Source organism: Paenibacillus amylolyticus, assembly GCF_051136285.1.
Taxonomy (GTDB): domain Bacteria; phylum Bacillota; class Bacilli; order Paenibacillales; family Paenibacillaceae; genus Paenibacillus; species Paenibacillus amylolyticus_F.
In genome coordinates, this window is sequence record NZ_CP194938.1 from 6,153,369 (window position 1) to 6,175,440 (window position 22,072).

Below are 22,072 nucleotides of genomic sequence, written 5' to 3' on the forward strand. Positions count from 1 at the left end.
GTGACCAAGCCCTCCTAACATATGAATAAGAAGTGAGTTCATTTCTTGGGAGGTGCTGTACGTTTTGGGTTACCAAAAATATGGAATCAGTCCGCAGCTGGTGGAGCGGATCAAACTTAAGATGAAAAATCCTGCGGTCAAAGAGCGGATTAAAAAGTTGATCGATGGTGTGACCAAGGCTGATCTGCAGGATAAAGCAAAGGTGCGCAGGCTGATCAAATCCTCGGCTGTCATTATGAATGAGAATTTCTCACCTGCACAGGAAGAGCAATTTGTTGCTTTTGTCATCGCACAGAAGATTGATCCGAACAACACGTTTCATTTAATCAAGTTGTGGGGCATGTTTAGGTAAAGTTGAATGTAGTGGTGTTACTTCAAAAAAGACAGGGGTTTACATGGGGCACTCCGAGTGCAGTACCATCTTCCGAGCGCTGTTATCCCCGGATTTTTGGAATTATCCTCTCTGAGGATAAAATCCGGTGATAAAGGCAAGATGATGCTTACGAAGCTTTCTTTCAGAAAGCTTTTAGCTTCGCTTCTTCAGCTTGGCTCTGCCCTCTCCTCTCTAGTGTAACTAAGCTTTTTTGAAAGGCCACATTACATTCAAGAGGCTGAAGCTGCCCTCTACTGAACAAAGAACCAGGCCATTATCCATGTCCTGGTTCTTTGATATTATTCCTTTTGTGCTGTTTCCGATATTCCTCGGGAGTTAAACCGGTCATTTTTTTGAATACACGGAAAAAGTATTTGGGATTGTCGTAACCGAGTTGCTTGGCGATGCGGTAGATTTTGTCGTCGGTGCTGATCAGGGTGACTTTGGCCTGTTCAATGCGCAGGCGGTTGATGTAATCGGTAAAGTTCTCGCCGTGTTTTTCTTTGAACAGGAAGCTGAGATAGCTCGGATTCAGATAAAACAGGGAGGAAACCCATTCCAGCGTTAAATCTTTGGCATAGTGGTGGTCGATATAATGTTTGACGTTGTCGATGACCTGATCGGATCGGTATGGGTTATATTCTTGAAGCAGCAGCGCTGTTCCTGACAGCACCTTGTCCATATAATGGCGTATGGATTCCATATCGAATGAAATGTCGAGCACAGCCTCGAGACTGGAGGAAGCATTGCCGCCGCTGCCACTTTGTAAATAATGTTGCAGCAGCTGCTTCGTTTCACCCACGATTTCTCGGCATTGTTCCTTCAGATGGGAGAGTAAAGCATCGGGCTGCCGGATGAAAAAGGCAAAGAAATCAGCGACCAGCTCTTTAACTTTGGACACGCTGCCACTTTCCATGAAAAACAGCAATTCATGTGACCGGCCCCAGCGTAGGGAGGACAACGGGATGTTCTCCACTGTATACGTGTAATATTTGCCGAAATCGGTAATGGAGCGTTTATCGAGAGCCAAAATGGTTTGATGATGAGCTTCACGGACATCGCTTATATCGGATAGAGGCAGACTGACTCCGATGCAACATTCCGCTGCTGCTGTATCAGCCAGAATACGTCCCGCATTTTGGATGGCACGCTCCTGTAGTTCGCTCACTGCACATCCCTGATCATACATGAGCAGAAACAGAAGATGGTCCGATTGGGGATGCGGAATACACAGGCTTTGCGGAAAAGAAGGAAGATGTCCAGCCGTATAGGGCTCAGGACTATAGATCGTCATAAAAACCAGCTGCTCGGCTTCCAGAATGGCCGCGAATTCGCGGGAACGAAATAGAGGGCGCCTCGCAGGCGTATGGGAATGCAGTACATAATGGATAAATGCTTGATGGTCAGCATCGATTTTCATCTGTTCTGTCTCCACGGTCAGCTGCACAACCTCCTGCTTCAGAGAGCGCTCCTGCTCCAGCGTTACAATCGCTTGTTGCAAGGCATGTTGAACTTCGTCCCGGCTGAATGGTTTGAGCAAGTAATTCACCACTTTGGCCGAGATGGCCTCCTGCATGTAATCAAAATCGGTATGCCCGCTGATCACAATAAGTTTGATATGAGGATAACGCTGGCCTACGGTCCGAATTAACCATTTCCCGTCCATCTCGGGCATGCGCATATCCGTAAAAACAATGTCAGGTCTGGAGGATTCAATCAGTTCCAGCGCATCGGCGCCATTGTCCGCTTCACCCAGCAGCATCAGGGAATGCTCTGAGGTCTCCAGTTTTTTTAACAGACCTTTGCGGATCAAAGGTTCGTCGTCCACAACGATAAACGTATACATAAGCGGTCACCTCTACTCTCAAAGACTTGGAATCTCCACGGTAATTCGGGTTCCTTGATGAACTTCACTGTAGAAAGTCAGTCCGTACCCGTCACCATAATACAGAACAATTCGTGAATGCACGTTTTTAATGCCAATGCTCTGTTTGAGCCTTTGACCGACAGAAATGAACTCAGGCGGCTGTGACAGCAACTGCCTCAGCTCATCCACCTGTTCGGGTGACATGCCTACGCCATCATCGCATACTTCAAAAACGATCCGTTCCGCTTGAACCTTGCCGGTAATGGTGATGGAGCCTTTCCCGCGTTTGTTCTCCAATCCGTGATAGATTGCATTTTCCACGAGCGGCTGCAGCAGCAGCTTCAACATGTGACAGCTTCGGACTTCAGAATCGACAAGAAGCTTGAAGTTGATTTTGTCACCGTACCGGATCTGCTGGATGGCCATATAATTTTCCACATGCTGAAGCTCCTCGCTGACGGTTACGCGTTCACTATCTGTTTTGATGCTGTAGCGGAACATATCACCGAGTGACTTGGTCATCACGACAATGCTTTCGACTTCCTCAATCTCTGCGATACTGTTGATCGACTCCAGTGTATTGTACAGAAAGTGAGAATTGATCTGTGCCTCGAGCGCTTTCATCTGTGAATCCAATGTCAGAATTTTGTTCTGGTAACTCTCCCGAATGTGGGTATCAATATCCCTCATCATTTTATTAAATTCATGATAGAGAATCCCGATCTCGTCAACTTGTTTGCTTCGTTGCGGTTTGATCTTCACAAATGGATGTGATTTGGTTTTGCGCATCATTTTGGTTAATTCAATAATCGGCTTGGTAATCAGGTTGGACAAGAAAAAGGACAGGAGCAGAAAGATCACGGCACAGCTTATAGCGACATACAGCAGCAGCTTCTGTGAGATATTGTACTGCTCGTACAGCCGTTCCAGTGAAATGTTCGCAATGACATTCCAGGGATGTCCGGGTACTTTTTGCATGACGGTCATGATCTTATCCTGAATGACTTTATATTGTGAGTTGCTGTTAACATGCTCTATGGCTGATGCAAGATTGGCAGCAAGCGGGTGTCCGATCTGTTGTCCATCGGTAGAGTACAGAATTTTTCCTTGATTATCCGCCAAATACAGGTTCGATAGACTGGGAGCAGGGTTGCGTTTCAATCCATCAAAAATATTCATACTGCAATCCAGCATAAACACCCCGAGGAACTCGTGATTGTTCGGGTCGTAGAGAGCCCTTGAAAAACCAATCGACTGCTTGGCATTAATGATGTAGGGTTTAACCCCAACCTCGCCCACATATAAATCGCCTTTACGCTGAATGGTGTCGAGATACCATTGATCCTGAAGAGCAATGTAGTCCAGACGTAAATCCGTGCCGCTGCTGCCATAACTGATCCATTTCCCGTCCGGTGTGAAGAGATACAGACCATTAATGTAATTATATCCGAGCAAAATATTTTCGAAGATGAGCTTCAATTTGCTGCGTATCATAAAAATCTCATACTGATCATTCGTATCGTTCAGCTTCATTAATTCATCGCTAACGGCACTGTAAGCGGTTGCATTGGAAGACTGCTGAAGAATGGTGATCGAGATCCGGTCGATGTTCTGCAGAATCTCTTCCATGCTTTTGACCGAATTGCCGATGGTTGTGGACGTTACCAGTGACGTTTGCTCATTCACCAGCTTCGTATAACTCCGGTAGGAACTGACCGATACAACGATGATAGGTACTATGGACACCAGAACGAGAACCAGAAACAGTTTGGTTTTGATGTTGAACAGAATCATAAGTGCTCCCCCTGCGAATGTCAAATCTAAAAATAGTGCACCAAACAAGCTAAAGCAAATGTACTGAGACCCACCGTATGATGAGAATGTGCACAAAGCAAGAATAAACATGAATCGGGGGAATGACAAGATGAAAAATAGAAAACGGCTGTGGGCTTTGACTTTAGTGCTGCTGCTGACGTTTCTGAGCGCATGCAGTTCTACGGGCCAAGAGCAGAGCAGCTCCGACAATAACAGAGAGGGTAGCGATGGTTCAGTCAAACCCATTACGTTGACGATGATGCTCTCGGGAAACAAAGCTTCGGAAGGAGAAGACTTCGAACTTGAAACGCTGCCCCGTCTGGTGAAAGAAAAATTCCCGAACATTAATCTGGAGGTACAGAAGCTGCCTGATGATCAGTACAATACCTCAGTGCGGACGAAGCTTGCTGCAGGCCAGGGTCCCGATATTTTCTGGATTTTCCCGAAAAATTCAGCAGGCGGAGTCATTGATTTTGCCAAAGCCGGATTTGCCGCTGACCTGTCTGATTTGAACTTCTGGGATAACATCAGTCAAGGGGCAAAGGATGATATGTCTGTTGACGGCAGGCCATACGGCGTATCGGGCGGTATCGCTTTTCTGGGCGCTTATTACAACAAGGAGTTGTTGCAACTAGTCGGTTACTCCGAATTTCCGAAAGACTGGCCTTCGTTCCTAGATTTGTGCCAGAAGCTGAAAGATGCAGGCATTACGCCGATTGCGATGGGCGACAAAGATCCTTGGGTGATCCAGTTCGGAATGTACCAGATCGCAGCTAATACGGTATACCCGGATGACATGGATTTTGATGTCAAGCTGCAAAAAGGTGAGAAGTCACTGACTGATGCTACGTGGGTTCAAACGATCTCCAAATATAAAGAGCTGTATGACAAAAACTATGTGGTGAAGAACTCACTGGGTATTGGCAGCGCTCAATCTGCACAGCTGTTTATTGACGGTAAAGCCGCTATGACCCTCACTGGCACATGGGATTATGCTTCCATGACCTCCAAAGGTGCGGCTGATTTCACTCGTGGCTTCGCTTCCCTTCCAGGCAATGATTCCGGCAAGCCGGTCTATGTATCTGGTGCAACATCAGCAGGTTATGCGCTCAACGCAAAATCGGCCAATCTCGATGCAGCGAAGCAAGTGCTGAATTATCTGTTTGACGGACAATCCGAGCTATTCAAAGCGTTTGTTGCTTCCAACAGCTCTATCAGTGTGTACAAGGGCGTGAGCTTGGAGAAGGAATTGTTCAAGGAAGTGAACGACAACTATCAGCAAACCGGCAATTCCGTATATTTCAGCAATCAGATGTGGCCTGCGGGCGTATCCGATGTGATGCAAGCCAAGTTTGCAGAGATTATCGCTGGGCAAAAAACAACACCTGAAGAGGTAGCTGGCGCCATGGAAAGCAAATTCAGAGAGTTGTGGAAAAACTAGATTCAGAGAGCTGTGAAAAATAGATTCAATACAGGCGATCCGTTGCACGGGGAAGGACGTTCGAGGCTGCTTTCCCGGCTTCGGTCTTTTTGGAAAGGATGGAGCAAGATGAACTCGACTGTCATGAAAAAGTCCATGTACTGGTTCGCGGTACCGGCGTTACTGTTTTACCTGACCTTCTGGATTTTTCCGATCCTGCGGTTATTTCAGTACAGCATAACGGACTACAATGGCTATGCTCAGGTTTACAGTTATATCGGGCTGGATAATTACAAGGAGTTGTTTCAAGGTGATATACTCGGTGTATCTCTCAAGAATACATTGATCTATACATTAGTTACCGTCCTTGCAGGCAATATCATCGGTCTGGCCATGGCTTTGCTATTAAATATGAAAATAAGAGGAACCGGAATCTACCGTTCTTTGGCCTACCTTCCTACGTTATTCAGCGCAATCGTTGTGGGCTTTCTCTGGAGTTATGTATATATGCCGGATTACGGACTGATCTCTTCCTTTCTGGATAAACTGGGTATTGCAAATGAACTCAATTTCCTCGGCGATTTTTCTACTGCACTCTATTCGATCATTTTGGTCGAAATCTGGAAAACGATTGGCACAACCATGATTATTTTCCTCGCGGGTCTGCAAACGGTCCCGAATGATCTGTTAGAGGCTGGACGGATTGACGGGTGTGGTCCGTGGCGACTGTTCAGGCATGTGAAGATTCCTCTTTTGGCTACAGCCATCACGATTAATGTAACGCTCAGTCTGATTAATGGGCTTAAAGCGTTTGACTTCCCGTTTATTATGACCAATGGTGGGCCAGGTACAGCAACAAATACGTTAATCTTTTCGGTCTATAAAATGGCATTTACCGAGCAGCTCTTTGGCAAGGCCTCTGCGCTTGGTGTCATATCGTTTGCTGTCATTATTATCATTACTGCTCTGTTTGTACTGAAGATGAACAAGCGGGAGGTGTCGGCATGATTCTTCGTCGATGGATGGGGAAAGGCGTTGTGCAGCTGGCGGTCATACTGATTATGGCGCTGAATCTGATTCCGCTCATCATTGCTTTTTCAACTTCACTGCGTGATCCGAAAGACAATACGAACCCGCTGGTTCTGTTTCAGGGTGTATCTCTGGCAAGTTACAAAGCGGCCTACGAGCTCATGCATTTTCTGGAGGCTCTATGGAACAGCGTTGTGTTAACTGGGGTATCGGTCATCTTTGTCGTTCTGTTTGCGGCGATGGCTTCATATCCGATGGCCCGGCTGAAAACAAGGCTCAGCAAGTTTATGTATTTATTTTTTCTGTCCGGGCTCGTGGTGCCTGCTCAGATGGTGTTGATCCCTATTGTACAGATGATTAATGCGTTGCATATTCCGACGAACCAGTATACTCCGATCTTTATGTTTATAACCTGCAGCTTGCCGTTTTCCACCTTCCTGTATACCGGCTTTATTCGCAGTGGTGTGCCAGAAGAGGTAGAGGAGGCTGCACATATTGATGGTGCCGGATTATTGCAACGCTTCTGGACAGTTGTTTTTCCGCTTCTTATTCCCGTAACGGTGTCCGTTATTATTACGCAGGGGGTATGGATCTGGAACGATTACTTTTTTAATATGATTTTTATTTCCGGAGCCGGGCAATCGCCCTTACCTCTGGCGATGCTTGGATTTATGGGAGATCAGCAAAACCCGACGCAATGGAATGTATTGTTCGCAGCCTGCTTCCTGTGTGCACTGCCGCTGCTGCTGGTCTTTTTATTTTTACAAAAGTACTTTGTTGGCGGTATGACGGTTGGTGCGGTTAAAGGTTAAGGAGGAGAATCAGGACATGAGTGAAAAGATTGTAAGTGAACGTAGGATGAGTCAACATATCATAAACGAATCATGGATGGATCAGGCGCAACAATGCATTCCGAAGCTTCACGAACAAACAGTATATCCAAAGTATCTTGTTCGTTCCATTTCAGATTCACAGGCTTTTCAGGGGTGGCGAATGGAGACGATAGGTCCGGCTTCCGTTTTGTCCGAGCAAACGCTGCGCAAGGGAGACGAGATAACACTGGATTTTGGCCAGCATCTCGTCGGTTATGTAACGCTGTCACTGCTGAACGTCCGAAGCAATGCAGATGCACCTTTAAGATTAAAATTGACATTTGGCGAGATGCCATGTGAGGTTGCAGAAGACTTTTCCACATATGAGGGGTGGCTTAGTCGTTCCTGGTTGCAGGATGAGGTGCTTAATGTAGATGTACTGCCGGGAACAGTTACATTGAACCGTCGATATGCCTTTCGTTATCTGAAGATTGAAGTACTGGACACATCCATTCGGTATGATATTCAAATCAAGGATATCTATTGTACAACGGTGACTTCTGCATCAATGGATGCTGTATCGCCATTGCCGGAAAACATCGATGAGGAGCTCACACAGCTTGATCTGGTATCGATTCGTACTCTTCGTGATTGTATGCAAACGGTATTTGAGGATGGGCCGAAGCGGGATCGACGGTTGTGGATTGGTGATCTGCGTTTGCAAGCCTTGGTCAATTATGAGACATTTGGCTGTAATGATCTGGTGAAGCGCTGTTTATATCTATTTGCCGGATCAAGGCTGGAAGGCGGGCAAGTAGGTGCGTGTCTGTACGAAAAACCGGAGCCTTATGTAGATGACATCTACTTGTATGACTATGCCCTATTTTTTATTACTACATTATGGGACTACTACGAAGCAACGAAGGATCGGGAGACACTTGAGGTGTTATGGCCTGTTGCCAAAGAACAGATCAACATTGCCTTGTTAAGGCTGGATGCACGCGGCATTGTGCAGGATGATGACACATGGTATTGCTTCCTCGATTGGCATGAGCAGTTGAACAAACAGGCAGGTGCACAGGCGATACTGATCTACGGCATGAAAAGAGGGCAATGGATCGCCCGGGAACTGGGGCTGCCTGTGGAGGAAAAGCAAATTCAAATGCAGGTTCAGCAGGCCGAACAGGCTGCCCTTCAATTTTTATGGGATGAGGAACAAGGGTTCTTCATTAGTGGTGGGGAGCGGCAGGTATCATGGGCATCGCAGGTCTGGATGATTCTGGCTGAAGTGGTGGATGCGGATGCGGCATGGCCATTGCTGCAACGACTAATGAATCATAACGAAGCAATTCAAATGAACACGCCTTATATGATGCACCATTATGTGGAGTCGCTGCTGCAGTGTGGAAAAAAAGAAGAGGCCTTAGCGCAGATTCGAACATACTGGGGCGGTATGTTAAAGGGTGGAGCGGATACGTTCTGGGAGCTGTATAATCCCGACGACAAGACATATTCTCCGTACGGCAGTAATTTGATCAATAGTTATTGCCACGCCTGGAGCTGTACACCAAGTTATTTTATCAGACGAATGTTTGGATCAACTAATAGCTGATCCAAACGCAGTTGAACGAGGTCAACCGGATTTTCGGTTGGCCTTCTTGGACACTGATGCATGGTCTGGGTTCATAGTTGCAAACCATATCGCGATTAATGTGGCGATGATAATTCCGTTATGAGGTAGTTCTGCAAGTATGTAATCTTGTATAACCAAAACCGGAATGGAAATACATAAAACGACCTGTAGTATTCGTCCTGTGGATCGTTCAGCATTTTTGGATCGTCTGGAGACGAACTTTAAGATATAGAATATAAGACTAAACAATAGAAGTGAACCAAGGAGCAGAATTGCAAGCATGTATGGACACCTTTCTTGGGAGAAGTTGAGTAGTATCAGTATCTTCATATAACGAATATTAGTTTCCTTATTATACCACATTTCTTTTCGGAGCTAAGAGTTTATTGAATATTACTTTTAAGAGAGAATGGTCATGTCAGAAGAGACATCAGTCATGTGTGACTTGATGAAATGCCTTTTTTATTTTTCACAGGATATCCTTTGCTTTCCTCCAAGGGGAAGGGTAAACTGTTGCATACGAGTAGTGTGGATACAATGTCGCGCAGCGCGGGATGGAAGAAGGTTTTCTGACGCTGTTATTGTTATTTTTTCAGATAGATGTGGAGGAAGATGGTTTGGAAATGTTTACGATGCTGCTGGGGTTGTTTGAGCGGGCGGCGCTGCTGATTATATTTCTGTTTTTTCTGTCGCGGGTGCCGCGGTTCAGGCAGATTCTGCAAAAGGGCAAATTAAGATGGCAGGAATACACGGCCTTGACCGTGCTATTCTGTGCGTTTGCCATCTTTGGTACATATACAGGAATTAACGTTGAAGGATCACTCGTCAATGTGCGGATTATTGCGGTTCTGTCGGGTGGCATATTATTTGGGGCACCTGTTGGCATTATTACGGGCATGGTCTCGGGGTTGCATCGGTATCTGATTGATATGGATGGTATTACTGCCATTCCATGCCTCATTACAAGTATTCTGGCGGGTTTGGTGTCAGGTTACATTCACAAATACACCCCCAAATCCAAACGCTGGATCATCGGTATCGGGGCAGGCATGATTATTGAAGCGCTCACGATGCTGCTGATTCTTCTTTACTCGTATCCTGATCCTCTGGGAGCAGATATTGTTTCCAAGATTGCATTGCCAATGATTCTGGGTGAGGTGAACATTGGTCTGATCATACTTTTGGTGCAGAGTGTGGAGGGGGAAAAGGAATTAATTGCAGGTCGTCAGGCCAAGTTGGCTTTGGAGATTGCGAATAAAACACTGCCTTACTTCCGCTCGATTGACGAGGAATCGCTCCGTAAAATATGCAAAATCATTCAAGAGGATATCCAGGCCGATGCGGTAGCAATTACGGATACCCGGAATGTTTTGGCTTATGTTGGTTTTGGTGAGGAACGCTATCATATTGGCAATGAAATTATTAGTGAAATGACAAAGAAGACGATATCCAGCGGGGAAATTACGATAAGTAATGATGTAACGGATGAGAAAACCCCGGATATCCACTCGCTGCTGATTATACCGCTCAAAGAACGGGGCGATGTGACGGGTGCACTCAAAATCTATTATCGCAAAGCCTATAAAATTACGTATCCACTACAAACGATGGCGGTAGGACTCTCCCAGATTATCTCCACCCAGATGGAGGTATCTCGCGTAGAGGAGATTAAAGCTGCGGCGAATAAAGCGGAACTACGTGCACTACAGACGACGATTCATCCTCACTTTCTGTTCAATGCGTTAAATGCCATCGCTTCGTCTATACGTACAAAGCCTGATCGTGCGCGAGAACTGATTGTTAACCTCTCAGGTTACATGCGCTACAATCTGGAGCTGTCGGATGAGTTAATTGATATTCATAAGGAACTGGAGCAAGTCCGCAACTATGTCGAGATTGAAAAAGCGCGCTTCGGCAGCAGACTCACGGTTATCTACGAGATTGATGAAGTGGCAGTGCATATTCCAAGCCTGGTCATTCAGCCGCTTGTGGAAAACGCGATTATTCATGGCATTCTGAAGGTCAAGGGTCCCGGAACCGTGCGGATTCGGGTACAGGATCATCCTGATTTCGTGCGTATTAGCGTGAGTGATACAGGAGCAGGCATCAACGCCGATATTATTGAAAAGGTCTACCATGACCGCATGCCGGGCAACCAGATTGGACTGTATAACGTGCATCGGCGCGTGAAACTGATATACGGACAAGGACTAACGATTACAAGACTGGAGCAAGGGACCGAGATTTTATTTGATGTACCCAAAGGAGATGTCATAACAAGGTGATGATGGAGCGATGAAAGCGTTAGATGAAGGAATGTTGCGGGCGATAGACAACAGAAGGATGAGAGCGTTGATTGTAGAAGACGAAATTCCGGCAAGTGAGGAACTGAGTTATCTGATTCAGGAGCATAGCCAGATTCAGGTTGTGGATTGTCTGGAAGATGGTCTGGATGTACTCAAGTTTTTACAGGAGCAGGAAGTGGATGTGCTTTTTCTCGATATTAACATTCCTTCGCTGGATGGCATGATGCTGGCGCACCATATTGGCAAATTTGCACGTAAACCTTACATTGTATTTACGACTGCGTATAAGGAGCACGCGGCTGAGGCTTTTGAACTGGAAGCCTTTGATTATATTTTGAAGCCCTATGACGAGAAACGGATCGCAACCATGCTACACAAGCTGGAACTGACCTTCAAGCGGGATCAGGAGCAAAGTGAGAGCATGCTTGGGGATCTACAAGGGGAAGATCAGGCATATCGACGTGTACAAGGATATGAATCGGCACATGGACTTGGAGTGGAACAAGGATATACCCAAAGACAAGATCAGATTCGGTCTGGCATACCGCAGACCCAGCAAGGACTGGAGCAACGACCGATATCTTCTAATTCTCCATCACAGGCGGCGGATCATCTGACGGGAACACGGATCAATCTGTTACGTAACGATAACATCATTGTGACGGATTCGGCGGATATCTATTATGCAGAGGCTCAGGAGAAAGTCACCAAAGTGTATACCAAAAATGGGGAGTTCACGATGCCGGTCAGCATATCGGATTTTCACAGCCGCTTGCCGCAGGATACTTTCTTCCGCTGCCATCGTTCCTATCTCGTTAACCTTTCTCAAATTCGTGAGATTGTGCCTTGGTTTAACAATACGTATCTGCTCCGTCTGCGTGATCTGGAAGCTGAAGTGCCAGTCAGTCGTGGCAAGGTCAAAGAATTCAGGCAGCTCATGCGCATATAACGGCATTTCATTCCGCATCTGATGCAACTCATGCTCAGAACGGTTTGATGAATCCCCTTTCATGTATGATGGTCTTGTGAACGCATTCAAGTACCTTACCTTTAACGGTACAAGAGAATGTTCAACATGTTACAGACATCGCAAAGGGGAGATTACGATGAAAGCAGCTATTTCATCCGCTTCATCAGCATCTAATTCAACAACGACATCATCAATAAAAATGAACCGCTGGCTTATTGTACTGGGTACGATTATTGTACAAATGGGGCTTGGCACTATCTACACCTGGAGTTTATTTAATCAACCGCTGTCTGATCGTTTCGGATGGGACGTCAGCTCGGTCGCGATAACTTTTTCGATTACGAGTTTTGCTTTGGCATTTGCTACGTTGTTTGCAGGACGATTGCAGGAGCGCTGGGGTCTCCGGCGCCTGATCCGTGTAGCCGGGATTGTGCTGGGGGTAGGACTTATCCTGAGTTCACAGGTTAGCTCGTTAACGCTGCTGTATCTGCTGGCTGGTTTTGTGGTCGGGTTTGCGGACGGTACGGCATATATCACGTCTTTGTCCAACCTGATCAAGTGGTTCCCTGAACGTAAAGGACTGATATCGGGTATCTCGGTGGGTGCCTTCGGTACGGGCAGTCTGTTGTTCAAATATGTGAACTCCGCCCTGATTGGTGCGGTTGGTCCGGCGCAAGCCTTTATGTACTGGGGGATTATCGTGCTTGCACTGGTTGTTGCCGGATCATTCCTGATCCGAGAAGCGGTGGTTCGGGAGCAGTCTCCGGCAAGTGTCAAAGAGGGTTCTGGTGTGAAAACAGCAGAAGTTCGTCATGAGTATACAGTTAAAGAAATGCTTCGCACGAAAGAAGCATATATGCTCTTCGGTATTTTCTTCACGGCTTGTATGAGCGGTCTCTATCTGATCGGCATTGTTAAAGATATTGGCGTGCAGCTCGTAGGTCTTAATGTAGCAACGGCTGCGAATGCGGTAGCGATGGTTGCGATTTGTAACACGGCGGGCCGTATTATTCTGGGTGCGTTGTCGGATAAAGTAGGACGGATGAAGGTCATCGCCGGAGCGCTCCTGGTTACAGCCGTAGCGGTCATGACGCTGAGTCTGGTGCCGCTGAACTTTGGAATCTTCTTCGCTTGTGTAGCAGCCATTGCCTTCTGCTTCGGCGGTAACATTACCGTGTTCCCAGCGATTGTGGCTGATTACTTCGGTTTGAAAAATCAAAGCAAAAACTATGGCGTCATCTACCAAGGGTTTGGATTGGGTGCTCTGGCGGGATCATTCATCAGCGCGCTGCTGGGTGGATTCCATCTCACCTTTATTGTTATCGCTGTACTCTGTGCGGTATCACTGCTGATGGCACTGATCATCACACCTCCGGGTACGAGCCTGCGGGCACGTGATTCCCATAAAAAACAGATGCAGCTTAACCCGTCTTCCCGGGCTAGCTAGGTTGTAGTTTATCCGTTGTACAGGTCCGCAGATATGTATCATAACATCCCAGAGACGTTGCGATTGGACTTCGCATTGGGCCAACAACAAATACAAAACCAAGATCAGATTCATGGCAGGCGGTCTCAGATGAGGCCGTTTTTTGCTTTTTGAAAGAGCTCCACCAATGCCCAAAGCCTCGCTGTCGAGTGTAGTACATACGTAACCATGCTGACGTAAATCCCGATATGTGCATTGATACCTTTGCTTCTGTTATAATCAAGGTGAATCGAAGACAAACTGCGCTTCGATGACGTGGTATCACGATGCACAACTGCTACACGATTACATTGAAATGATCTATCCCAAGGAGGCATATTCATGAACTTTGTAAAATACACAGAACCGGACTTTGAACATTATTATGCACTCGTTTCCAATGAGGACGTCATGAAGCAGATTACCGAGCGTGCGATTCCGGAGGCGGAAGCGAGAACACAGTTCGATTCCATGATAGATTATAACCTTCGTTCGATATGTGGGCACTATCGGGTGACCACGCAGGATGATGGAGGTGTGGCCTACGCCAAATTGATTCTGGATGAAGATAATCCAAGCCGGGCAGATCTGGATGAAGATAATCCAAGCCGGGCAGAGATGGGATATATGATTCTGCCGGAGCATTGGGGCAAAGGTCAGGGGACAGCGATTGCGTCCCGCCTGATTATTCAGGCTCAGGCTGCAGGTATTGAGGTTTTATATGCCGTTATTGATCCTTCCAATGCGGCATCCCGTCAGATTTTGCTTAGACAGAACTTTGAATCGACTTGGGTGGGGGACTATGATGGACTGCCTGGGGAGATTCTGGAATTGAATCTGAGTCCTAACAGATAAAGACGTTAGATACACATGAAAGTACATGGTAAAACATGTGCTTTGAATGACTAATGGCTATTCTTAACCTTTTCAGAGATAAAGTATATACTGTAGCCGCTTATAAAGCGGCTTTTTTCTGTGCAATCTATATAAGATAGAGCGGCCCCTAAATTACATGTAAAAGGAGAGCATATGATAAAATCATTGGAATGGATTACGCATCCTCCGTTTAACCCTATTCATGATAAGCTTTATACTCCATTTGAGTTGCTTAAGGGTTTTCATGCGGATGATGCACGGAGTCTATTAGTCACGCCAGATTTTCGGTGTTTTACATATTTTCATCAACAAGGAGGTACAACCGTCTCAGATCCTTATGCTGCGATGATGGAGGCTGTGCATGATACATCCGTTGTTCGCGAAATGAACGGATTTCTGGCAACGGAGTTACAGGCAGGCCGTCGTCCTGTTGCAATTATGGGAGGACATCGCGAGAAACGTGGAAGCGAAACTTATCGTAAAGTAGCACGAATTGCCCAGAAGCTATCAGAATCGGGTTTTATTGTCGTTAGCGGTGGCGGACCTGGTTGTATGGAAGCAACACATCTTGGTGCTCTTCACGCTGGACGGTCAGCAGACTGCCTTGAATCTGCAATGAATCGTTTGGAAAAGGAACCGTTCGCTGAATTCCCGCAAAACATGAGCAATATTATCGGTAAAGATGGGCAGACCTTTAATGAAGAATTGTTAAGTAAGCTCCATAGGTGGATGCTTCCCGCATGGGAAATAGCAAATGAACTCAAGGATCAACTCAGCCCACTCAATTACAGTTTGGCACTGCCGACCTGGCATTATGGCCACGAGCCGTTTACTCCGTTTGCTACCCACGTTGCGAAATACTTCCTCAACAGTATACGGGAAGATGTGCTTCTTACACTGGCTTCATGCGGTATCATTTTTTCGGAGGGGCGGGGAGGCACAATCCAGGAAGTGTTCCAGGACGCTGCTCAAGTCTATTACCGTGAGAATGACGCGTATAATAAGGCTCCAATTACTTCAATGCTGTTTCTTGACAGCCAGTTCTGGACAAATTCAGAAACCCCGGATGAAAGGCTGCACATGCCAGTGATGGGTTTGCTTTATTCACTTTTTGTCGGTACGAAAAATATGACAGAAGAGGAATTTAAACGTTATATTCGCGTTGTTGATGATGCTGATGAAGCCGTAAATATCATTATTGAAAATGCACAATCCGCGAGTCAGGTCGTGCACAAACTTGCCAGAATTGGCATTAGCAATATTGATTCGGAGCTTATGGCTGAAAGAGCAGAAGATTTTGTTAACCAGCGAGGAAACAAGACTGAAATATGATTCATGGAATTTGGAAAAATGAAGGGACAGTCCCCATCGTGATCCACGAACGACCTGATTCAGAGAATAGAACAAAGTCCCCATAAAAGCTGTCACTCTAGCAGCTTTTTTTGTTTTCCCGGTAGAAATTCGTGTAACTTCACGTACCACAGGGTAATGCATAGGATAGAATAAGGAGTATAAGGTGTCTTGTGTGAGTACAGCGTTGTGTTGTATTGCAGGGCTAGTATCTCGTGTGGGATACTTCTATAGATCAAAGTGGAGGAGATGACATATGAGTGATTCAACGATGGAACGACTGAATGCCCTGTTGCCGGAGTGGCTGGAGACCAGCCGACTGCATACGGGACAGGGAAAAGTAGCTTCCTATATTCCGGAACTGGTCAAAGCATCGCAGGATGATCTGGGTATACATATTATGGACGCTGAAGGAAACCATGTGTCCGCCGGGGATTGCGGTGTTCCTTTTACGATGCAAAGTATCTCCAAAGTGTTCACCCTGATTCTAGCCCTGATGGATCATGGAGAAGAAGCGGTCTTTTTTAATGTAGGAAAAGAACCAACCGGTGATGATTATGACTCCATGATCAAGCTGGAACTGGTTGAACCAGGCATTCCATTTAATCCCCTCATTAATGCGGGTGCGATTACCGTATCCTCTCTCGTCGGTGGTGACTGTAAGGAAGAGAAGTCCCGCCGTATTCTCGAATTTTTCCGCAAATTAGCCCACAATGAACGACTGGGTTATAACGAAGATGTTTTTCGCTCCGAATCGGAAAGTGGTCACCTGAACCGCTCCCTCGCCTATTTTCTGAAACATAACGGTGTCATCAAAGATGATGTAGAAGATGTGCTTGCGGTGTATTTCCGCCATTGCTCCATTGAAGTGACCTGTGCTGACCTGGCTCGCATGGCGCTTGTTCTTGCTTACGATGGAACCGATCCGATTACAGGCGAAGAACTTATTCCCCGTCGTTATGTGCAGATTGCCAAAACCTTTATGACCACCTGCGGGATGTACAATGCTTCTGGTGAATTCGCCATCGAGGTTGGTTTGCCTGCCAAAAGCGGTGTTTCCGGTGGTATTCTGACGCTGGTTCCGGGACAATTCGGCATCGGTGTGGTTGGACCGGCACTCAATCGTAAAGGCAATAGCCTCGCTGGCGTTCACTTGCTGGAGCGTCTGTCCAAAGAGTTTGACTGGAGTTTCTTCTGATATTAAAAAAGCAACGTAATAGTTACCATTCTAAGCAGTGGATGAATCAGATTACGGGCATTTTGCTTCTTTTGAACGAGGCGGGGTGCACGAACATCGGTTTTATCGACTGCTTTTGTATTACCCTAGAATAATCGTAGGGATTCAGTCCTGTACCACGTAAAGCTGCTGCATCTATCATGGAGTTTCCACAATATAAGGATGTGAAGAAATGCTCATTTACTATACTAAATTCACAATCTCACTCATCCATCCATTCACCTGCTGGTGTTACACCTGTAATGAGATTCATCTGAAGATCCCGACTTCCGTCATCGGTTAGTAATCTGAGCGTACGGGCAGGGCGATCCAGTCTAAGCACACGTCCGGTAAAACAAACATCGTCATGCTCATGGAACAGGGTAATGGTAACACGGTCGCCAAGTACCATAGAGTTACTAAGCAACCGGGACATTTCATCTGCGGCCTGAGCATCCAGGGAGGGACGAGTGCGAGGAGCAAGCTGCTCCTGGTGAAGAATATAAGCTTCCCGATGTTCAGGAAGCATCATGCGTGAGGATTCAAAAAGTCCGTTTTGCTGTAATTTTTTACTCATTTATAGTGACCTCCAATTTTGTGAGAACGTTCCTGTGCCTGTGCAGATGAGCAGAGGGACGATGCGCGCATGATGGCGGTATCCCCGAACTTGCGCTTGATATCATCCGTGGCTCGTTCCAGCTCTCTCTTGCGTTCGCGGTCGTCAAACCAGGACAGCTGTACTTCTGAATCGGGCACAAGTCCACTGAGGGACACATGGATACGCCTTATGGGTAGTCCGTCCCAATGGCGCAGGAACAGAGCTGCCGCCGCATCATATACTTCATCCGTAATGTTGGTCGGTTCATTCACCTTCATCTGACGGGAGAAGCCGGTTGGCCGATCGTAATCCTGTCCGCGACATCCGACCGAAACAACATGCCCCATGAGTGATTTGTCCCTGGAACGCCGGCTGACCAGCTCTGCCAGCTCCAACAGCACAACTTTGATTTCTTCCCAGGTCTCGTAATCCCGAGGTAGTGTCATCTGATGTCCGATGCCTTGCTGCTGGTGGGTATATGTCCCGGGTTTCACGGGAGAATCATCCATACCGCGTGCGATACGCCATAACACTTCACCGTTCACACCCCAGCGCTCTTTGAGCCGGGACAGCGGTGTATTCGCCAGATCACCAATCGTATGAACGCCCATCTTGTAGAGATGCTGTGCCATACGTGAACCAACCATGAACATATCACGTACAGGTTTTTCCCAGATTGTGGAGGGCACATCTTTCCGTGGCAGGGTATAGATACCTCCGGGGACTTTTTTGGCATACAGGTCACAGGCCATTTTACTGACGACCTTGGTATCGCTGATCCCGATCCGAATGTAAACGCCCGTTTCATCCATGACCCGGGACTGAATGCTGCGTGCAATGGTTTCGGGACTGCCGAACAGATCCAGGCTTCCGGTGACATCGAGAAATTGCTCGTCAATGCTGTAGGGCTCGACCAGATCGGTATAGGACTGAAGGATACGTGTAATATGAAGGGATACACGAATGTATTCGGCCATTCTTGGGCGAATAACGACGACATCAGGACATTTGGCAAGCGCCTCGCCCAGCCGTTCTGCGGTTGTAATACCATAGGACTTGGCGAGAGGACACGCTGCCAGAATAATACCCGAACGCCTGGCCGGGTCGCCGGCTACAACGAGGGGGCGATCCTTGTACTCGGGATGTGCAGACTTCTCCACACTGGCATAGAACGACTGGCAGTCTGCCAGCATGATGACACGTCTGTCTTGGCGGGGCATGATGTTTCCTCTCCTTATCTGCAATTCTTGATGCTGCTCCTGTCGTCTAATCCTTGCAGAGAGCTGTTCATTTACAGTTTATTTACAGTATGGAACAAGTGTTCTTGTTTTATAAGCATATAGGACAATTTCAAATGCGGCAACCGGAATTATTTTGCAAATTGGACACAATTATACGATTGCCCGATTAGAGTCAATAATTAGGAAATAAGATATACCTTTTTACATTTAATGTGAGAGATCTGTGACCTACGGGTGATGACCAGTAGTTCATTTTGATTTTTGTAAAAGAGTTGTTCATGGACAGAGTCCTATATAGGGGGACTGATGTCCTTTTTTCATTTTCAGCACTTTTCAGAAAACCTTGATGTGACGCGGATTTTCATTGATGCGTTATCGGACTATAGTATCAATTTTGTAATCTTTATGGTTAATACTGTAAAAAACGCGCAACTTTAAAATTATAATCGCGTTTAATGGGGTATATGTTTTTCGGGGGAAAGGTGCCTGCATCCGCGTTGCACATAACAATATCAAGCGAAGTTGTGCAGGAACAGCAGTGCATTTATCTGTGCTTTACGGCAGATCATGAATGTAAAAAGACCGCAAACGGAACAGCTGCCTTGGTGTGCTGACTGATGGTGCAACTGGCCGTGTATGGGCAGAACGTTCCATATCATGTTTGCTTCCATCAGCCTAGTTACAATGCAGAGGCTTAGCGCTATAGTGAGAACTACACCGCTGACATCTCTACCAAGCGGACATCCGAAGCGGAATGATCGTATGTTTCCTGTACGGGTTCATTCTAAATACATGAACCTGAATCATGGGGAGCAGGATGCATACTAGAGAGGTGAGCAATCAGAAGTCATGAGCAGACAACGACGAAGACGCTGGTTACTGACAGCTTTGACAGGAGCGGTAGTGCTGACGGGTGGTTTACTTGCCGGATGGCATTACATGCAGCCAAAGCTTGTTACGTATACAGCGGAGAACGGTACGGAGATGAAATTCAAGACCGACAGAGACCGGTTCATGCAGTATGGGCCGGATGGAACGTGGAAGGAAATGTTCGTCAAAGGGGTGAACCTGGGAGCGACATCACCAGGGCATTACCCGGGAGAGTTTCCGCTCACCGAGGAAGATTACCTTCGCTGGTTTGAGCAGATTCAGGATTTGGGCGCGAATGTGATTCGGGTCTACACCGTCCACCAGCCTATTTTTTACTCCGCACTGGTCGATTATAATCGTGGCCGGGAGCAACCGTTATATTTTATACAAGGCATATGGTCACCTGAGGAGGAATTGATCGAGAAGCGGGATGCCTACGCCGATCATATCGAACAGAGGTTCAAGCAGGAGATAGAAAAGGCCGTATCCGCCGTGTATGGGGATGCCGACATTCCTGCCAAGAATGGAGAATCCAGCGGCAAATATAAAACGAATGCAGGGAAATACTTGATGGCCTGGCATGTAGGTACCGAGTGGGACCCGGCGATGGTGGACAACACCAACAAGGTGCATGCAGATGCGCCGCAGTACAAAGGTGTTCATTTTTCCGGGAGCGCAGAGGCTTCACCGTTCGAAAACTGGCTGGCAGAACTGCTGGACTATACGGCGGTTCAGGAGAAAAAGTATGGATGGGAACATCCGATGACGTTCACCAACTGGGTCACAACCGATGTGCTGGATCATCCGGGAGAGCCGCTTTATGAAGAGGATCTCGTCAGTGTGGATGCACGGCATATTTTGCCAGAAGCATGGGATGGAGGTTATTTTGCTGCCTACCACGTGTACCCGTATTATCCGGATCTGTTCCACGTTGATAAGACACTGCAAACCGTCAAGGATGAAAAGGGCGAGTACAACACGTACAAAAGCTATCTGCACAAACTCAAAGCCGAGTTTTCCGATATGCCTGTAATGATTACAGAGTATGGTGTGCCGTCCTCACTTGGTATTTCTCATCTGGGCATGGGTGGTCGAAATCAAGGCGGGCATAACGAGGTACAGCAGGGAGACATCGATGCTTCGCTGACGCAGGATATCTATGATGAAGGCTACGCGGGAGCGATTCTGTTTATGTGGCAGGATGAGTGGTTTAAAAAGACCTGGAACACGATGCCGCTGGAAATTCCGGCAGATCGCCGGGCGTACTGGCTAAACGTTCTGACGAATGAGAAGATGTTTGGTTTGCTCGCCATGGACCCAGGGAAACAGGAACAACTGACCATTGATGGCAAGCTGGATGACTGGGACAAGCTGAAGAAAGAAGATGTCAAGGTCTGGCAAGGGCAAGTGAGTGGTATCCAGGAAATGAAAATGATCCATGATGAAGCTTACCTGTATGTGGGCCTGACGCTTGATCAACCATTTGACCCCGAGGAGACGGTGCTTCGTATTGGAACAGACACCCTTGCCGGAGGCAGTCAGCCAAGCAACATACTGCCAGGCAAAACGCTAAGTGATGGCCTGGAAACGGTCATTACACTGGGCAAGGATAACGAGTCTCAGGTACAGATTGCGAAGGACTATGATTTTAACCATCGTCTGTATGGCAAGGACGGGTATAACATGATCCCAGCCGAGCAATTGAAGTCAGCCGATCCGTTCCATCCATGGGAACTGGCTGTCAATCTGAAGATGACCCCGCCGGATACACGTTCGGCGCATCCATTCATGGCGGAGAACGTCGGCACGTTGAAGCGAGGCACGACAGCTCCAGGACAGACAGACACCGATTCGTTAACAGCCTGGCAATATAACGGCAATCAGGTGGAGATGCGAATTCCGTGGATGTTACTTGGTTTTGGTGATCCGAGCTCTTTGCAGGCGATCCAGTACGGACCGTTGAAAAACGGACGTGAGTTTTCTACAACTACGGTTGAAGGTATTACTTTGATCCCGTGGCTGACCAATCGTTCCACGAAACAGGTATCATGGCCTGGAGGCGAGCAAACCACGCTGGATTTAAAAACTTTACCCGTCTACAGCTGGAAACCTTGGGAGCAAGTTAAGTATAGCGAGAGACTGAAGCTAAGTTATGAGAAAATGCGGCAGAGTTACGAAAAAATGCCTAGTTTTCAGATTGAATAAATAAGATTTAGCAAGGGATATAGGTG

16 protein-coding genes are annotated in these 22,072 nt (G+C 46.9%); 12 read left to right on the top strand and 4 right to left on the bottom strand.

The window, feature by feature from the left end:
* Positions 1–64 precede the first annotated feature (64 nt).
* A complete protein-coding gene (locus tag ACR8BL_RS26905) occupies positions 65–352 on the top strand; it encodes a stage VI sporulation protein F (protein WP_434750366.1) in 288 nt (95 codons plus the stop codon).
* 295 nt (positions 353–647) lie between these two features.
* Here the strand turns inward: ACR8BL_RS26905 and ACR8BL_RS26910 are convergent, their stop codons facing one another.
* Positions 648–2,219: a response regulator transcription factor gene (locus ACR8BL_RS26910; protein ID WP_434750367.1), complete on the bottom strand. Its 1,572-nt coding sequence runs from the start codon at positions 2,217–2,219 to the stop codon at positions 648–650.
* Between the two features lie 18 nt (positions 2,220–2,237).
* Positions 2,238–4,034 carry a sensor histidine kinase gene (locus ACR8BL_RS26915; protein WP_434750368.1) on the bottom strand — a complete coding sequence of 599 codons (1,797 nt, stop codon included), beginning with the start codon at positions 4,032–4,034 and terminating at the stop codon, positions 2,238–2,240.
* Between the two features lie 130 nt (positions 4,035–4,164).
* Here ACR8BL_RS26915 and ACR8BL_RS26920 point away from each other — a divergent pair, with 130 nt between their 5' ends.
* From ACR8BL_RS26920 to glsA, 10 genes are all read left to right on the top strand, one after another.
* On the top strand, positions 4,165–5,496 hold the full coding sequence (locus ACR8BL_RS26920; RefSeq protein WP_434750369.1) for an ABC transporter substrate-binding protein: 1,332 nt from the start codon (positions 4,165–4,167) through the stop codon (positions 5,494–5,496).
* A 108-nt stretch (positions 5,497–5,604) separates the two neighbouring features.
* Positions 5,605–6,483, top strand: a complete 879-nt coding sequence (locus ACR8BL_RS26925) for a carbohydrate ABC transporter permease (RefSeq protein WP_434750370.1) — start codon at positions 5,605–5,607, stop codon at positions 6,481–6,483.
* A complete protein-coding gene (locus ACR8BL_RS26930; RefSeq protein WP_434750371.1) occupies positions 6,480–7,316 on the top strand; it encodes a carbohydrate ABC transporter permease in 837 nt (278 codons plus the stop codon). The genes ACR8BL_RS26925 and ACR8BL_RS26930 overlap by 4 nt, the downstream gene beginning before the upstream one ends.
* A 16-nt stretch (positions 7,317–7,332) precedes the next feature.
* Positions 7,333–8,928 (top strand): sugar hydrolase, encoded by a 1,596-nt coding sequence (locus ACR8BL_RS26935; protein WP_434750372.1) that lies wholly within the window; start codon positions 7,333–7,335, stop codon positions 8,926–8,928.
* Between the two features lie 653 nt (positions 8,929–9,581).
* Positions 9,582–11,234, top strand: coding sequence for a LytS/YhcK type 5TM receptor domain-containing protein (locus tag ACR8BL_RS26940; protein ID WP_434753264.1), 1,653 nt, complete (start codon positions 9,582–9,584; stop codon positions 11,232–11,234).
* Positions 11,235–11,292: 58 nt separating this feature from the next.
* A complete protein-coding gene (locus ACR8BL_RS26945) occupies positions 11,293–12,204 on the top strand; it encodes a LytR/AlgR family response regulator transcription factor (protein WP_434750373.1) in 912 nt (303 codons plus the stop codon).
* A 220-nt stretch (positions 12,205–12,424) separates the two neighbouring features.
* Positions 12,425–13,672 (top strand): L-lactate MFS transporter, encoded by a 1,248-nt coding sequence (locus ACR8BL_RS26950; RefSeq protein ID WP_434753265.1) that lies wholly within the window; start codon positions 12,425–12,427, stop codon positions 13,670–13,672.
* A gap of 360 nt (positions 13,673–14,032) precedes the next feature.
* Positions 14,033–14,545: a GNAT family N-acetyltransferase gene (locus ACR8BL_RS26955; protein WP_434750374.1), complete on the top strand. Its 513-nt coding sequence runs from the start codon at positions 14,033–14,035 to the stop codon at positions 14,543–14,545.
* 174 nt (positions 14,546–14,719) lie between these two features.
* Entirely contained in the window at positions 14,720–15,898 is a 1,179-nt protein-coding gene (locus ACR8BL_RS26960; RefSeq protein ID WP_434750375.1) for an LOG family protein, read from the top strand.
* A gap of 274 nt (positions 15,899–16,172) precedes the next feature.
* Positions 16,173–17,114: a glutaminase A gene (gene glsA / locus ACR8BL_RS26965; protein WP_434750376.1), complete on the top strand. Its 942-nt coding sequence runs from the start codon at positions 16,173–16,175 to the stop codon at positions 17,112–17,114.
* A gap of 241 nt (positions 17,115–17,355) precedes the next feature.
* On the opposite strand, the gene ACR8BL_RS26970 is transcribed toward glsA, so the two are convergent.
* Both ACR8BL_RS26970 and ACR8BL_RS26975 read right to left on the bottom strand, forming a co-directional pair.
* Positions 17,356–17,709: a YolD-like family protein gene (locus ACR8BL_RS26970; protein ID WP_434750377.1), complete on the bottom strand. Its 354-nt coding sequence runs from the start codon at positions 17,707–17,709 to the stop codon at positions 17,356–17,358.
* Positions 17,706–18,950: a DNA polymerase IV gene (locus tag ACR8BL_RS26975; RefSeq protein ID WP_434750378.1), complete on the bottom strand. Its 1,245-nt coding sequence runs from the start codon at positions 18,948–18,950 to the stop codon at positions 17,706–17,708. The genes ACR8BL_RS26970 and ACR8BL_RS26975 overlap by 4 nt, the downstream gene beginning before the upstream one ends.
* Before the next feature lie 870 nt (positions 18,951–19,820).
* On the opposite strand from ACR8BL_RS26975, the gene ACR8BL_RS26980 reads away from it, so the two are divergent.
* Positions 19,821–22,046 (top strand): hypothetical protein, encoded by a 2,226-nt coding sequence (locus ACR8BL_RS26980; RefSeq protein ID WP_434750379.1) that lies wholly within the window; start codon positions 19,821–19,823, stop codon positions 22,044–22,046.
* The last annotated feature ends 26 nt before the right edge of the window (positions 22,047–22,072 follow it).